17 protein-coding genes are annotated in these 13,697 nt (G+C 43.4%); all 17 read left to right on the top strand.

The window, feature by feature from the left end:
- Window positions 1-12 precede the first annotated feature (12 nt).
- The 17 genes from prmA (at window position 13) to ccpN (ending at window position 13,697) form a co-directional block, all read left to right on the top strand.
- Window positions 13-954 carry a 50S ribosomal protein L11 methyltransferase gene (prmA, locus tag CGZ90_RS08715; RefSeq protein WP_094251994.1) on the top strand — a complete coding sequence of 314 codons (942 nt, stop codon included), beginning with the start codon at window positions 13-15 and terminating at the stop codon, window positions 952-954.
- A gap of 16 nt (window positions 955-970) precedes the next feature.
- Entirely contained in the window at window positions 971-1,723 is a 753-nt protein-coding gene (locus CGZ90_RS08710; protein ID WP_094252451.1) for a 16S rRNA (uracil(1498)-N(3))-methyltransferase, read from the top strand.
- A gap of 5 nt (window positions 1,724-1,728) precedes the next feature.
- On the top strand, window positions 1,729-3,075 hold the full coding sequence (mtaB, locus tag CGZ90_RS08705; RefSeq protein ID WP_094251993.1) for a tRNA (N(6)-L-threonylcarbamoyladenosine(37)-C(2))-methylthiotransferase MtaB: 1,347 nt from the start codon (window positions 1,729-1,731) through the stop codon (window positions 3,073-3,075).
- Window positions 3,076-3,201: 126 nt separating this feature from the next.
- Window positions 3,202-3,876, top strand: coding sequence for a deoxyribose-phosphate aldolase (deoC, locus tag CGZ90_RS08700; RefSeq protein ID WP_094251992.1), 675 nt, complete (start codon window positions 3,202-3,204; stop codon window positions 3,874-3,876).
- A gap of 397 nt (window positions 3,877-4,273) precedes the next feature.
- Complete coding sequence (gene rpsU, locus CGZ90_RS08695; RefSeq protein ID WP_094251991.1) at window positions 4,274-4,447, top strand: 30S ribosomal protein S21; 174 nt, start codon at window positions 4,274-4,276, stop codon at window positions 4,445-4,447.
- Between the two features lie 18 nt (window positions 4,448-4,465).
- Entirely contained in the window at window positions 4,466-4,909 is a 444-nt protein-coding gene (locus tag CGZ90_RS08690; RefSeq protein WP_094251990.1) for a GatB/YqeY domain-containing protein, read from the top strand.
- A gap of 130 nt (window positions 4,910-5,039) precedes the next feature.
- Window positions 5,040-5,354 (top strand): sporulation protein YqfC, encoded by a 315-nt coding sequence (gene yqfC, locus CGZ90_RS08685; RefSeq protein WP_094251989.1) that lies wholly within the window; start codon window positions 5,040-5,042, stop codon window positions 5,352-5,354.
- Window positions 5,351-6,544 (top strand): sporulation protein YqfD, encoded by a 1,194-nt coding sequence (yqfD, locus tag CGZ90_RS08680; protein WP_094251988.1) that lies wholly within the window; start codon window positions 5,351-5,353, stop codon window positions 6,542-6,544. The genes yqfC and yqfD overlap by 4 nt, the downstream gene beginning before the upstream one ends.
- 5 nt (window positions 6,545-6,549) lie before the next feature.
- Window positions 6,550-7,521, top strand: coding sequence for a PhoH family protein (locus tag CGZ90_RS08675; RefSeq protein WP_240515395.1), 972 nt, complete (start codon window positions 6,550-6,552; stop codon window positions 7,519-7,521).
- A 218-nt stretch (window positions 7,522-7,739) separates the two neighbouring features.
- Entirely contained in the window at window positions 7,740-9,779 is a 2,040-nt protein-coding gene (locus tag CGZ90_RS08670) for an HD family phosphohydrolase (RefSeq protein ID WP_240515394.1), read from the top strand.
- Window positions 9,776-10,240 carry an rRNA maturation RNase YbeY gene (gene ybeY, locus CGZ90_RS08665; protein WP_094251986.1) on the top strand — a complete coding sequence of 155 codons (465 nt, stop codon included), beginning with the start codon at window positions 9,776-9,778 and terminating at the stop codon, window positions 10,238-10,240. The genes CGZ90_RS08670 and ybeY overlap by 4 nt, the downstream gene beginning before the upstream one ends.
- A gap of 1 nt (window position 10,241) precedes the next feature.
- On the top strand, window positions 10,242-10,631 hold the full coding sequence (locus tag CGZ90_RS08660; RefSeq protein ID WP_094251985.1) for a diacylglycerol kinase family protein: 390 nt from the start codon (window positions 10,242-10,244) through the stop codon (window positions 10,629-10,631).
- A gap of 4 nt (window positions 10,632-10,635) precedes the next feature.
- A complete protein-coding gene (locus tag CGZ90_RS08655) occupies window positions 10,636-11,034 on the top strand; it encodes a cytidine deaminase (protein ID WP_094251984.1) in 399 nt (132 codons plus the stop codon).
- A complete protein-coding gene (gene era, locus CGZ90_RS08650; RefSeq protein ID WP_094251983.1) occupies window positions 11,027-11,935 on the top strand; it encodes a GTPase Era in 909 nt (302 codons plus the stop codon). The genes CGZ90_RS08655 and era overlap by 8 nt, the downstream gene beginning before the upstream one ends.
- 99 nt (window positions 11,936-12,034) lie before the next feature.
- A complete protein-coding gene (locus CGZ90_RS08645; protein WP_094251982.1) occupies window positions 12,035-12,172 on the top strand; it encodes a YqzL family protein in 138 nt (45 codons plus the stop codon).
- Window positions 12,173-12,208: 36 nt separating this feature from the next.
- Entirely contained in the window at window positions 12,209-12,955 is a 747-nt protein-coding gene (gene recO / locus CGZ90_RS08640; protein ID WP_094251981.1) for a DNA repair protein RecO, read from the top strand.
- A 94-nt stretch (window positions 12,956-13,049) separates the two neighbouring features.
- A complete protein-coding gene (gene ccpN / locus CGZ90_RS08635; RefSeq protein ID WP_094251980.1) occupies window positions 13,050-13,697 on the top strand; it encodes a transcriptional regulator CcpN in 648 nt (215 codons plus the stop codon).

Raw genomic sequence — 13,697 nt, 5'->3', positions numbered from 1 at the left:
TGGAGTGATTGGATGAAATGGTCTGAAATCAGTATTCACACAACACAAGAAGCTGTCGAGCCTGTGTCTAATATATTGCACGAGGCAGGAGCGAGCGGAGTCGTGATCGAGGACGTCGCTGACTTAATGAAAGAAAGAAATTCTGTTTTCGGTGAGATCTATCATCTCAATCCAAACGACTATCCGGCAGAAGGTGTTATCTTGAAAGCTTATTTGCCGGTAAACAGCTTTTTGGGAGAAACAGTGGAAGAGATCAAGCAGGCTGTCAACAACCTTATTACTTTTGATATCGACCTTGGGGCAAACATGGTGTCTATTTCAGAAGTGAATGAAGAAGAATGGGCGACTGCTTGGAAAAAATACTATAAGCCAGTTAAAGTTTCTGAGAAAATCACTATTACCCCGACTTGGGAAGACTATAGCCCTGTAAGTTCAGACGAACTGATCATTGAACTTGATCCGGGAATGGCGTTTGGCACAGGTACTCATCCAACAACAGTGATGAGTCTTCAAGCACTCGAGAAATACTTGAAAACTGAAGATAAAGTAGCCGATGTTGGGACAGGTTCCGGAGTTTTAAGCATCGCAGCTGCTTTGCTCGGTGCCTCCTCTGTTGATGCCTTTGACCTTGACGAAGTGGCTGTAAACAGCGCCAGACTGAACATTAAATTAAACAAAGTTCAGCAGACTGCACATGCTAAACAGAATGATCTGCTAAAAGGAGTAGAAGGACCATACGATGTAGTGGTCGCAAACATCCTTGCAGAGATTATCCTTCGTTTCACTGACGATGCTGCCAATGTTTTAAAGCCTGGGGGATACTTCATCACCTCGGGCATTATTCAAGGGAAAAAGCAGGATGTAAAAGATGATATGGCAAGAGCAGGGTTTACTATCGTAGAAGTGCTCGAGATGGAAGACTGGGTTGCTATCATCTCACGAAAAAACAGTTAAGAAAGTTGGTACAGTCATGCAGCGCTATTTTATAAAACCGGAGCAGAAAACAGGGGTGCACATCACGATCACTGGGGATGATGCGTCACATATAGCTAGAGTGATGAGGATGGCACCAGGAGATAAGGTCGTTTGCAGCGACAATTCAGGGATGTCCATGGTGTGCGAACTTATTGATGTCACTCCTCAACAAGCGGAATGCAAGGTTCTCGAAACTTATGAGGACCGTTCCAGTCTGCCGGTAAGCGTCTGCATCGCGCAAGGTCTTCCTAAGGGAGACAAGCTCGATATGATTGTCCAAAAAGGCACTGAGCTTGGGGCTTCATCATTTTTTCCTTTTTCATCTTCCCGGGCTATCGTTAAATGGGATGAAAAAAAGGGCGCAAAAAAAATAGAACGTCTTGGAAAAATTGCTAAGGAAGCAGCGGAACAAGCACACCGCTCGGTCGTCCCGGCCGTGCATTCCCCAGGTTCTTTTCAAGATTTGCTAAATATGGCGGAACAGTATACTATTAAAATCGCTGCATATGAGGAAAGCGCCAAAAGCAGTGAACATTCATTGTTTGCTGCTGCTCTCAGCAATGCCAGCCCAGGAGACTCTATTTTATGTGCAGTCGGTCCTGAAGGCGGCTTGTCAGAAAGAGAGGCTGCTGCTCTCGAGTCGCACGGTTTTCTGCTGTGCGGTCTCGGTCCAAGGATTTTAAGGACCGAAACAGCATCTTTGTATATGCTTTCTGCTATTTCTTATCATTTTGAATTAATGGGGTGAGGTTTATGCCATCCGTTGCATTTCATACATTAGGGTGTAAAGTTAATCATTACGAAACTGAAGCCATCTGGCAGCTTTTTAAGGCAGAAGGCTATGAAAGAGCAGAGTTTGAACACTCTGCCGATGTTTATGTAATCAACACGTGTACTGTAACCAATACTGGAGATAAAAAGAGCCGTCAGGTTATCCGCAGAGCGATCCGTTCTAATCCGGATGCTGTTATCTGTGTGACAGGATGTTATGCCCAGACTTCTCCTGCGGAAATCATGGCCATTCCTGGCGTTGACGTGGTTGTAGGAACACAGGACCGGTCGAAGATGCTCTCTTATATCGAGCAATATAAAGAAGAACGGATGCCGATCAACGGCGTCAGCAACATCATGAAGGCACGCCTTTATGAAGAACTCGATGTTCCTGCTTTCACGGACAGGACGAGAGCGTCCTTGAAAATACAGGAAGGCTGTAACAACTTCTGTACCTTCTGCATAATCCCATGGGCTCGCGGTCTTCTTCGTTCACGCAAGCCCGAAGAAGTTCTTGCTCAGGCTCAGCAGCTGGTTGATGCCGGCTATAAAGAAATTGTCCTGACAGGAATTCACACTGCCGGCTACGGCGAAGATATGAAGGATTACAATTTTGCGATGCTGCTTTCAGATCTGGATGAAAAAGTTCATGGACTTAAGCGAATCCGTATCTCGTCCATCGAAGCTAGCCAGATCTCAGACGAAGTGATCGATGTTATCAGGCGTTCAGATAAGGTTGTGCCTCATCTTCATATTCCGCTTCAGTCTGGCTCCAATACTGTTCTTCAGCGTATGAGAAGAAAATACAGTATGGAAATGTTCGGAGAGCGTCTGGACCGCTTGAAGGAGGCTTTGCCTGGATTAGCCGTCACATCAGATGTGATTGTAGGGTTCCCAGGCGAAACAGAAGAAGAATTTATGGAAACATATGATTTTATCCGTGATCATCAGTTTATGGAGCTTCATGTTTTCCCTTATTCAAAGCGTACAGGGACTCCTGCTGCCAAAATGGATGATCAGGTTCCTGAGGATGTTAAAAATGAACGCGTGCATCGATTGATCGCTCTTTCAGATCAGCTTGCCAAGGAATATGCCTCTGCATACGAAGATCAAGTTGTTGAGGTAATTCCTGAAGAAGAGTCGAAAGAGATGCCCGGTTATTTTGTCGGCTATACACCGAACTATCTTAAAGTCGTGTTCCGCGGCAGTGAAGACATGATCGGCAAATTGGCAAAAGTAAAAATCACAAAAGCTGGATACCCTTATAGTGAGGGTCAATTTGTGAAAATTGAAGACGAGTTATTCCTTCAGCAAGCCTCCCAGGCTTAATTTCAGTTCAATCCCGGCCCAATGCCGGGTTTGTTTTATGTGGCATCCATTATTTTCTCGATTTTTGTCGAAAGTTTTGTTATGATACGAAAGTAAAAATTTTATTTGAAAGAAAGGATGGTTTGCATGACTAATGTAAACATCGCAAAAATGATCGACCACACAGCTTTAAAAGCTGAAACAACTAAAGAACAAATCCTCACTCTTTGCCAAGAAGCAAAAGAGTATAACTTTTTTTCTGTCTGCGTAAATCCTACTTGGGTATATACTGCATTTGAAGAATTAAAAGGTTCCGATGTAGCTGTTTGTACAGTTATCGGGTTCCCTCTTGGAGCGAACACTCCTGAAGTAAAAGCATTCGAAACAAAGAATGCGATTGAAAACGGAGCAACAGAAGTGGATATGGTCATCAACATCGGCGCACTCAAAGACGGCAACTATGAGCTTGTTGAAAAAGACGTGCTTGCTGTAGTTGAAGCAGCGAAAGGAAAAGCATTAACTAAAGCAATCATCGAAACTTCACTTCTTACGGATGAAGAAAAAGTTAAAGCGTGTGAGATTGCCGTTAAAGCAGGAATCGATTATGTTAAAACATCTACTGGCTTCTCTACTGGCGGAGCAACAGTTGAAGACATTCGCTTGATGCGCAAGACAGTAGGTCCTGACATCGGTGTTAAAGCTTCTGGAGGCGTGCGTGACCGTGCAGGCGTTGAAGCAATGATCGAAGCAGGTGCTACACGTATTGGAGCAAGTGCAGGCGTTTCTATCGTAAAAGGCGAAACAGCAAAAACAGATTACTAAAAAAGATCGAAATCAGGAGAAATTATTCTTTCTCCTGATTTTTTTGTTTTCTTACAAATGAGTTTTGGTACCATCTAGTCGATATATAATGACTGCTTAGAATGCTTTAAAGCATGATCTCAAAATTTTTCACAAAAAAAATTTATGCAAACCTTGCTCCAGATCAATGATTACATAATATTTTTATTAAGACATTAGACGGGTTACAGTGCCTGCATTTTATATCCTGCAAACTCAGCTGCACACGTAAAACGAGATCAGCATAAAGGATGAAAACAACATCTTGTCATCTCAAAAAAGGAAGTTGACCGTCTGGGCAGGATATATTATAATATCCTAAGATATGTGACGCATTCTTACTTATTCTGTAAGGGTGGTCTGGAGGGAGGGATATACAATGTCAGAAACTCGTGTTCGCAAGAACGAATCCATTGAAGATGCTCTTCGTCGTTTTAAAAGATCCGTTTCCAAAGATGGAACTTTGGCTGAAGTTAAAAAGCGCAAACATTACGAAAAGCCTAGCGTAAAGCGTAAGAAGAAGGCTGAGGCAGCTCGAAAGCGCAAGTTCTAAGAGAGGGTGTTACAGCCTATGAGTCTTCTTGATCAACTCAATCAAGATATGAAGCAAGCGATGAAAGACAAGAATAAGCAAAAGCTTTCTGTAATCCGTATGGTGAAAGCATCCATTCAAAACGAAGCCATAAAGACTGGCCGCGATTTGAACGAGGAGGAAGAGCTTAATGTCTTGACTCGCGAAATGAAACAAAGAAAAGACTCCCTCCAGGAATTTGAAAAAGCAGGCCGCGACGATTTAGCGTCCAGCTTAAAAGAAGAGATTGTTGTTCTGACTGATTATATGCCGGCACAGCTTTCCGAAGATGAGCTAAACGAGATTGTAACATCAACCATTGCGGAAGTTGGGGCATCCTCCAAAGCTGACATGGGAAAAGTGATGGGCGCCCTTATGCCGAAGGTAAAAGGGAAAGCAGACGGCGGACTTGTCAATCGTCTCGTCCAGCAGCATTTATCTTAATAACAACGAAACAGCGCCTTGCGGATAATCCGCAGGGCGTTTTTATATGTTCTTTTCTCTTTGTTTTCACTTCTAAATGTGATAGTTTACCCCCTTCGCTCATAAAAATGAATGAGAAGGGGGTTTTTTTATGTCAAAGTGGCGGCAGCAGGTCAGTAAATGGATGATGCAGAAAATGGACCTCCCGGCTGATGTAGTCATGGACTTGCCGAGAATTACGATGATTGGCCAGCTGCATATATACATTGAAAATCATAGAGGTGTGCTCGCTTTTTCCAACGAAGAGCTGAAGCTGAAACTAAAGCAGGGCGTACTGGTAATAGAAGGGGAGGGCTTCTTGATAAAGACAGTAATGCCGGAAGAGATATTGCTTGAAGGCAAAATATCTGGTGTGCGCTTTTCGGATCAGCAAGTGCAGGAAAGAGGAAAGGGGGCGAGCAGATGAAAGCAGGGTGGAATGAGAAGCTTGGCGGTTATGTGAAGATTGCGGTAGTCGGTCCTGGAGGGAACCAGTTTTTGAATGACTGCATGGAAAAGCGGCTCCCTGTCTGGGACATAAGAAGGGTATCAGAATCTTCCTTCACCTGCAGTCTTCCGTTATCACGGGTAAAAGAGGCTAGGGCAATACTTAAAGGCACGAAAACGAAAATAAGGTTCATTGAAAAGAAAGGAACACCATTTCTTGTTAAAAAGCTTTGGAAAAGGAACGGCATCATTATAGGACTAACTTCATTTTTGGCTATCTTGCTTCTTTTATCAAATATGGTCTGGAATATTAATGTGACAGGAGCAAATGCTAAGACGGAATACGAGCTTCGTAAAGCAGCAGCAGCTATAGGGGTGAAAAAAGGAAAGCTGATTTTTTTCCTTCCGGATGCAAGGCAGCTGCAAAAAAAGCTGACCGATCAGATGGATAACGTTACGTGGATTGGTGTTACCCAAAAGGGGACAGCCTATCATTTTCAGGTAGTTGAAAAAGAACTGCCGTACAAGCCTCCTGTCCACGGTCCGCAGCACCTTGTCGCTGCAAAGGATGCTGTCATACACGATCTGTTCGTTGAGAAGGGACAGCCTCTTATCAGGGTAAATGATTCTGTTAAAAAAGGATCGCTGCTCGTATCAGGATACATCGGAAAAGACAAGCATGCGAAGCTTGTCAGTGCAAAAGGCAAAGTGATGGGAGAAGTATGGTATCAGTCTCAGGTGGAGATCCCTCTTTCCACAACATTCAGCACTTATACAGGCAAGAAAACGGATCATCATTTTATTTCTTTCGGAAAATTGCCTGTTCCAGTTTGGGGGTTTTCTAAGGATGATTATAAACATTCCACAAAAAGCAGGGATGAAAAAAATGTGCGTTTTCTGAAATGGGAGATACCTGTTTCTTACGTAAAAGAGCAGGTCAGGGAAACGGATGGAGTAAAAAGAGAATACTCTGCTGAGGAAGCGGAAAAAGTGGCAAGGCACATGGCTTCGCAGGATCTTCTTAAAAAGCTGCCTGAAGGAGCAGAGATATTGGAAGAAAAGGTTTGGCGCAAATCCCTTTCAGATGGTAAAGTTAAACTAACGATGCTGTATCTGGTAATTGAAAACATTGCATCTGTACAACCTATACCTATCCAACAAGGAGAATGAGTAGTTTGTCAGAAACGAAAAAGCTAAATCGTTTACATCTGGAAAATCCAAGTGAAGCACTTGCCCTTTTCGGACCGAACGATGCCTACTTAAAAGTGATTGAAGAAAAACTTGGTGTGGCTATTTTCACTAGAGGAGAAGCTGTTTCCATCTCTTCTGCCGATGAAAGAAAGATGGCGCAGATTGAAGATGTTCTTCTCGTCCTTTTAGGGCTGATCCGTAAAGGAATACATATTTCTGAACGGGATATCGTGTATGCCATCCAGCTGTCTGAAAAGGACCTGCTCGAGGAACTTACAGAGCTATATGAAGAGGAAATCACACAGACTGCAAAAGGAAAATCCATTCGTGCCAAGACGCTCGGACAGAGGCATTATGTGTCTGCATTGAAAAAAAGAGACATGGTGTTCGGGATTGGACCGGCAGGAACAGGGAAAACCTATCTTGCTGTCGTGATGGCAGTATCGGCTCTAAAGGAAGGCAGGATAAAGAAGATCGTCCTCACCCGGCCGGCAGTAGAAGCCGGTGAAAGCTTGGGCTTCCTTCCTGGTGACCTTAAAGAAAAGGTCGATCCATACTTGCGTCCTCTCTATGATGCCCTGCATGACCTTCTAGGAGCTGAACATACGGAGAGACTCATCGAACGCGGGATTATTGAAATAGCGCCATTAGCCTATATGAGGGGCCGTACGCTTGATGAATGCTTCGTCATCCTCGATGAAGCCCAAAATACGACGCCTGAACAGATGAAAATGTTCCTGACCCGTCTCGGCTTCGGCTCGAAAATGGTGGTGACGGGGGACACGACACAAATTGATCTGCCAAAAGGAAAGCAGTCCGGCTTAAAAGTAGCAGAAAAAACTCTTTCTCTTGTTCCTGGCATCGCTTTCATTCAACTGAGGCAGCTGGACGTAGTAAGACACCCGCTCGTGCAAAAAATTATTTCTGCTTATGAACAAGAAGAGTCTTCGGTTTAAACATTGCGGAAAAATTATTTAAGGCTGTCCTGCGTTATCGCCAGGGCAGCCTTTCTTTTGCATAAAGGTGAATTAGATACCAAGAATGTCCACTTTTTGTTAAAATGTTCAAAAGAAGGTTTTTGTAGGGGGAACCGTAATTGAAACAATGGCGTCAATACCTTAATTCAGTCAGAATAAATATGTTACTCGCATGGTTTTTTATAGTAGGAGCTGTTATGTTTACAGTCATGTTCAGCAATGTTACCCCAGAAAAAGTGGATGTTACTTTGCTTGAGCCTTCACCTGCGGATATACGTTCTCCTAAGGCGGTTATTCTTGAAAACGAGACAGAAGAAAGAAAACGCAAAGCAGAAACAGCTGTTGAAGACATTTATTATTATGATAAAGGCGCTGGGTTGGAACAGGCGCGGAAGCTTACAGAGTTATTGGATGCAATCCAAAAAATAAACGAAGTAGAAGCAAAAAAGAAAAAAGATGAAGCGAAGCTGACCATGGATGAAAAGATTTCACAGATCAATGATGTGAAAGGAGATGCTCAGGTCTCTCCTGCATCCCTCGGTGTTTTGTTCAATGCTTCAAGTGACAGGCTGGAATCGGTTAAGACTCTTTCAACGTCGGTCATCAGCTCTTTGATGAACGAGGAAATTGAGCTGAGCAAGGTGCAGACTGCAAGAGAAAACGCTGAACAGATTATCAGCCAGAACGCCTCATACCCAGATGATCTGAAGGATGCAGCAGTAGAGCTGACCCAGTCTTTCATTATCCACAACAAAGTGCTTGATTATGAAAAAACGAGGGTAAAACGAAAAGAAGCGAGAGACAGTGTTCAGCAGGCAGAGATTAAGGAAGGTGAGGTCATTGTATCTGAAGGAGACCTTGTAACTGCTGAAGTGTACAAGCGGCTCGAACTAGCAGGATTGACAAGCAAGAAAATCAGCTACAAACCTTTTATCGGCCTTCTCCTTTTTATCATCCTTTTACTAGCTGGCTTATATTATTTTGTGAAAGACAGCTTTAATAAAGATAACAATAAGAAGCATGCTGTCATATACGTGATTTTGTTCCTTTTTTCTCTTATCATGATGAAGGTCGTCAGCCTTGCGGGGATTTCCGGCCACATGTATCTTTATTTTATCGTTCCGATCGCAGCAGGGACCATGATGCTGAAGATGCTTTTCAGCGAACAGCTGGCGCTTGTGACGAATATCGTTCTATCTCTTTGTGCAGCTCTGATCTTTAATGAAAATTCGGCAAGCAGCTTTAATTTTGTGATGGCACTTTATATATTAATAAGCGGCATTGCCGGAGTGGTTTACCTAGGAAAGAAGCATATTAAGAATAAAATTATCAGAGCAGGTTTTTTTGTATCATTCGTAAACATCTGCAGTGTTCTTTTTATCCTTCTTGTTCAGGATGGCACGTACTCTGCTGCAGAAACAGGGGCTGAACTTGGTGCCGCTTTTATATCCGGCTTTTTGTCATCAGTTCTTACACTCGGGCTGCTTCCAGTGATCGAATCATGGTTTGGGATTCTCTCGACAGCAAAATTAATTGAGCTATCCAACCCGAACCACCCACTCCTGAGAAAAGTGCTGATGGAAGCACCAGGCACTTACCACCACAGCATCATGGTGGCCAACTTGTCTGAGGCGGCCTGTGAATCAGTCGGAGCGAACGGTCTCCTGGCCAGAGTTGGATCGTATTATCACGATGTCGGCAAGGCTAAACGGCCTCATTTTTTTATCGAGAATCAGATGAACATGGAGAATCCTCATGACAAGATCGCACCTCATTTGAGCAAGACGATCATCACTGCTCATCCTTATGATGGTGCCGACATGATACGAGAGTTTAAACTGCCCAAAGAGATCGTTGATATTGCTGAACAGCATCATGGCACGACATTGCTTAAATATTTCTACCATAAAGCGTGCCAGCAGTCTGACAAAGAAATCAGCGAGAGCGAATTCAGATATCCCGGTCCGAAAGCACAGACGAAAGAGACGGCTATCATTGGTGTTTCTGATGCAGTCGAAGCGGCTGTCCGGTCTCTGAGCAGGCCAACGCCTGTGAAAATCGAACAGATCATCAAAAAAATCATCGCTGAACGGCTAGAAGACGGGCAGTTCGATGAATGTGACATCACACTGAAAGAACTGGATACAGTTGCAACGACGCTGAGTAATACGCTAAAAGGGATCTTTCATTCCCGAATCGAATATCCTGAAGAAATGAAGAAGGTGGAACCGAAATGATTTTGCATATCGATTTTTTAGATGAGACAGATAAACTGACAGACAAAGATAAGGAATTCATATCAACTGTTTTAGAGAAAGCGGCTGTTATAGAAAATACAGGAGCTGCAGAGGTATCTGTCACGTTTGTTACCCGTGAACGAATTCAGGAAATTAATTCTGAATATCGAGGGAAAGATAAGCCGACAGATGTTATTTCCTTCGCGATGGAAGAAGGAGATGAAGAACTTCATATCAAGGGTGCTGATCTGCAAAGAATGCTGGGCGACATTATAATCTGCCATGACGTTGCGAAGGATCAGGCTGAAGACTATGGGCATTCAATCGACCGCGAGCTAGGTTTTCTGGCAGTACACGGATTCCTTCACCTGCTTGGTTATGACCATATGACAGATGAGGAGGAAAAAATCATGTTTTCAAGGCAAGAGGAGATTCTTTCCTCTCTGAAACTGGAGCGGTAAAATGAGGTTTTCTGTTGGGAAACTGTTTAAAAGCTTCGCGTATGCAGCGTCAGGAATACGATATGCCTTCAGTTCAGAGCAAAATTTCAGGATTCACTGCATTGTCAGCATCGCGGTCATTACAGCAGCCGCGGTGCTTGATTTTTCGTTATGGAAATTTTGTCTGCTGTTATTCATAATTGGTGCTGTACTGGCGTTAGAGCTTGTCAATACGGCGATAGAAAAGGCTGTAGACCTTGTCACGAAGGAGCTTCACCCAACAGCCAAAATAGCAAAGGATGCTGCAGCAGGCGCAGTTTTGGTTTTTTCGCTTTTTGCTGTTATAATCGGTTTACTGCTATTTTTTCCGCCGGCAGTAGAAATCATAAAGCAATGGAACGCTGGAAGGTGATATCATGGATAAAAAACAATTGATGGAAGAAGCGAAGCGCGCACGCGAACTTGCTTATGTCCCGTATTCAAAGTTTAAAGTAGGGGCAGCCCTTTTAACTGCAGATGATAAAGTGTATATTGGCTCTAATATTGAAAACGCTGCCTACAGCCTGTGCAACTGTGCTGAACGCACCGCTTTATTTAAAGCGTATTCAGAAGGCGACAAAAATTATAAAGCGATGGCAGTTGTCGCAGATACAAAGCGCCCAGTTCCGCCGTGCGGAGCGTGCAGGCAAGTTATATCTGAGCTTTGTCCTCCTGAGATGATAGTTTATTTGACTAACCTGAACGGAGATGTGCAGGAAATTACTGTAAAAGAACTGCTGCCAGGAGCTTTTTCCGCGGAGGATTTAAATGATTAAAGAGAATTACAAATCCGGTTTTGTCACGATAATCGGCAGGCCGAATGTCGGTAAATCGACATTGCTCAATAAGGTGATAGGCCAGAAAATCGCCATTATGAGCGACAAGCCTCAGACAACAAGAAATAAAATCCAGGCGGTGTATACGAGAGAAGACGCGCAAGTGGTTTTTATCGATACACCGGGTATTCACAAGCCGAAGCACAAGCTAGGTGACTTCATGACGAAGATCGCCCAGCAGACTTTGAACGAAGTGGATCTGATTCTATTTGTCATCAATGCGGATGAAGGATACGGGCGCGGTGACCAGTTCATCATCGATCGTCTTGAAAATGTTCAAAGTCCCATATTCCTAGTAGTGAACAAGATTGATCTTGTTCACCCTGACAAGCTTCTTCCGCTCATAGATGATTACCGGAAAAAGCTAAATGTTGCCGAGGTCATCCCTATTTCTGCTCTTCAAGGAAACAACGTTAGCACATTGATGGATCAGATTCTTTCGTATATGGAAGAAGGACCGCAATATTATCCGGAAGACCAAGTGACAGATCATCCTGAAAGGTTCATCACTGCTGAGCTGATCAGAGAAAAAGCATTGCACTTGACTCGCGAGGAGGTTCCTCATTCTATCGCCGTTGTGATCGAACAGATGAAAGAACGAGAGGGAGGACGCGCCGTTTTTGTCCAGGCTGCCATCATTGTCGAACGCGATTCACAAAAAGGCATCGTCATCGGCAAGGGTGGGAAGATGCTCAAGGAAATCGGGCAGAGAGCAAGGAAGGACATTGAGACCTTGCTTGGCACAAAAGTATTTCTTGAACTGTTCGTTAAAGTGCAGACCGACTGGCGCAATAAGCAAAAACAGCTGAGAGAGTTCGGTTTCAGCCAAGACGAATATTAAAGAAAAATTGGGAAATTTTCCATCACATGTTAAACGGCAATAACGGCAACCTATATATAACAGAGTGAACAAAACAATGCAGAAGGGTGTGGCTTGTCCATGAAGGATTTTACCTGGAAAGTGTTTTGCGAAACAGGTAACATTGATACCTATTTATTGTTTAAAGAGCTCGAAGGCGAAGGCGATTTTTCTTTTACATTCAAAGCTGAAGAAAGTGAAGATCTGCCTTTGCAGTAATAGGATGCCTCATCCCTATGGGTGGGAGTGATTGATTTGATTATCAAGGCGGAAGGAATCGTGATTAAAACGGTTCCATACGGCGAATCAAATGTCATCGTTACATTATTTACAAGAGAAGCTGGGAAAATAGGCGTAATGGCGAGAGGGGCTAAAAAAACAAAAAGCCGCCTCTCTTCTGTTGTGCAGCTTTTTACATATGGAATGTACGTTTTTCAAAAGGGATCAGGCCTTGGCACATTGAATCAGGGAGAAGTGCTTGAAAGTTTTCGATCGATTCGGGAAGATCTTATTAAAACTTCTTATAGTGCTTATATTTCGGAACTGCTCGATAAAGTGGCTGAAGGAAATAAGAAAAACCCCTATTTGTTTGAACATTTTTATCAATCTCTTCGATTCATTGATGAAGGAACGGACCCTGAAATCATTACCCTGCTCTTTGAAATGAAGATGCTGATGATAGGCGGGGTCAAACCGCAAGTTTCACAATGCGTACAGTGCGGAACGCAGGAAGGGGACTTTGTCTTCTCAGTAAGGGAAGGCGGTTTCCTTTGCAGCCGGTGCATGCATCAGGATCCTTACCATCTGAAGCTGTCAGCTGGGGCTGTCAAAATTTTATACCTGTTCTCTAACCTCGATATCAGCAGACTTGGAAATGTATCTGTAAAAAAGGAAACAAAAAAAGAGCTTCGTGCCGTAATGGATGCGTATATGGAAGAGTACCTTGGCGTTTTTTTGAAGTCAAAAAAGTTTTTAAACCAGCTGAATCAGTTTGAACTTTGACCTGCACATGATTGCAGGTTTATTTTTTTCCCATTTTGACAGGTAAATAGGTTATAATATTTCGTAAGAGTATAACACATTTGAAGAAGCCAGGGTGGTGTTAACGATCGAACTCAATAAAAGGCAGGAAAAGATACTAAGCATTGTAAAAGACCGCGGCCCTATCACAGGCGAGCAGATTGCCGAAAAGCTAGAGCTCACACGCGCGACTTTAAGACCGGATCTAGCAATTTTAACGATGGCTGGATATCTTGACGCGCGGCCGAGAGTCGGCTATTTTTATACAGGAAAGACAGGTTCTCAGCTTCTGACCGAAAAAGTGAAAAAGATTAAAGTTGGCGAGTATTCCTCTATGCCAGTCGTCATACAAGAATCAGCCACCGTGTATGAAGCGATAGTGACGATGTTCCTTGAAGATGTTGGAACGCTGTACATCAGCAATAAAAGCGGACAGCTTGCCGGAGTCGTATCACGGAAGGATTTGCTTCGCGCGAGTATGGGAAAGCAGGACATGAACACGATCCCCATCAATATTATCATGACAAGAATGCCTAACATCACGTACTGTTTCAAAGAAGATTATTTGCTTGAAGTCGCGCATAAGCTGATTGACAAGCAGATCGACGGCCTTCCTGTAGTTAAGCAAGCTGAAGATGGAAAAGGTCTAGAGGTAGTTGGAAGGGTAACGAAAACAAACATCACAAAAGCGTTTGTTGAGCTTGCCAGAGATGAAATTATATAA

It is taken from the genome of Fictibacillus aquaticus, assembly GCF_002245695.1.
Lineage (GTDB): Bacteria > Bacillota > Bacilli > Bacillales > Fictibacillaceae > Fictibacillus > Fictibacillus aquaticus.
Note: the sequence above shows the minus strand (reverse complement) of the source record. Positions and strands in the feature narration are given on the sequence as shown.

What these genes read in the sequence shown, in the direction of transcription:
- ybeY (WP_094251986.1), top strand. Translation starts at nt 9,776, where the DNA reads ATGATTTTGCATATCGATTTTTTAGATGAGACAGATAAACTGACAGAC.
- CGZ90_RS08690 (WP_094251990.1), top strand. Translation starts at nt 4,466, where the DNA reads ATGAGTCTTCTTGATCAACTCAATCAAGATATGAAGCAAGCGATGAAA.
- CGZ90_RS08670 (WP_240515394.1), top strand. Translation starts at nt 7,740, where the DNA reads ATGTTTACAGTCATGTTCAGCAATGTTACCCCAGAAAAAGTGGATGTT.
- prmA (WP_094251994.1), top strand. Translation starts at nt 13, where the DNA reads ATGAAATGGTCTGAAATCAGTATTCACACAACACAAGAAGCTGTCGAG.
- mtaB (WP_094251993.1), top strand. Translation starts at nt 1,729, where the DNA reads ATGCCATCCGTTGCATTTCATACATTAGGGTGTAAAGTTAATCATTAC.
- CGZ90_RS08660 (WP_094251985.1), top strand. Translation starts at nt 10,242, where the DNA reads ATGAGGTTTTCTGTTGGGAAACTGTTTAAAAGCTTCGCGTATGCAGCG.
- yqfD (WP_094251988.1), top strand. Translation starts at nt 5,351, where the DNA reads ATGAAAGCAGGGTGGAATGAGAAGCTTGGCGGTTATGTGAAGATTGCG.
- deoC (WP_094251992.1), top strand. Translation starts at nt 3,202, where the DNA reads ATGACTAATGTAAACATCGCAAAAATGATCGACCACACAGCTTTAAAA.
- CGZ90_RS08645 (WP_094251982.1), top strand. Translation starts at nt 12,035, where the DNA reads ATGAAGGATTTTACCTGGAAAGTGTTTTGCGAAACAGGTAACATTGAT.
- yqfC (WP_094251989.1), top strand. Translation starts at nt 5,040, where the DNA reads ATGTCAAAGTGGCGGCAGCAGGTCAGTAAATGGATGATGCAGAAAATG.
- CGZ90_RS08710 (WP_094252451.1), top strand. Translation starts at nt 971, where the DNA reads ATGCAGCGCTATTTTATAAAACCGGAGCAGAAAACAGGGGTGCACATC.
- era (WP_094251983.1), top strand. Translation starts at nt 11,027, where the DNA reads ATGATTAAAGAGAATTACAAATCCGGTTTTGTCACGATAATCGGCAGG.
- CGZ90_RS08655 (WP_094251984.1), top strand. Translation starts at nt 10,636, where the DNA reads ATGGATAAAAAACAATTGATGGAAGAAGCGAAGCGCGCACGCGAACTT.
- rpsU (WP_094251991.1), top strand. Translation starts at nt 4,274, where the DNA reads ATGTCAGAAACTCGTGTTCGCAAGAACGAATCCATTGAAGATGCTCTT.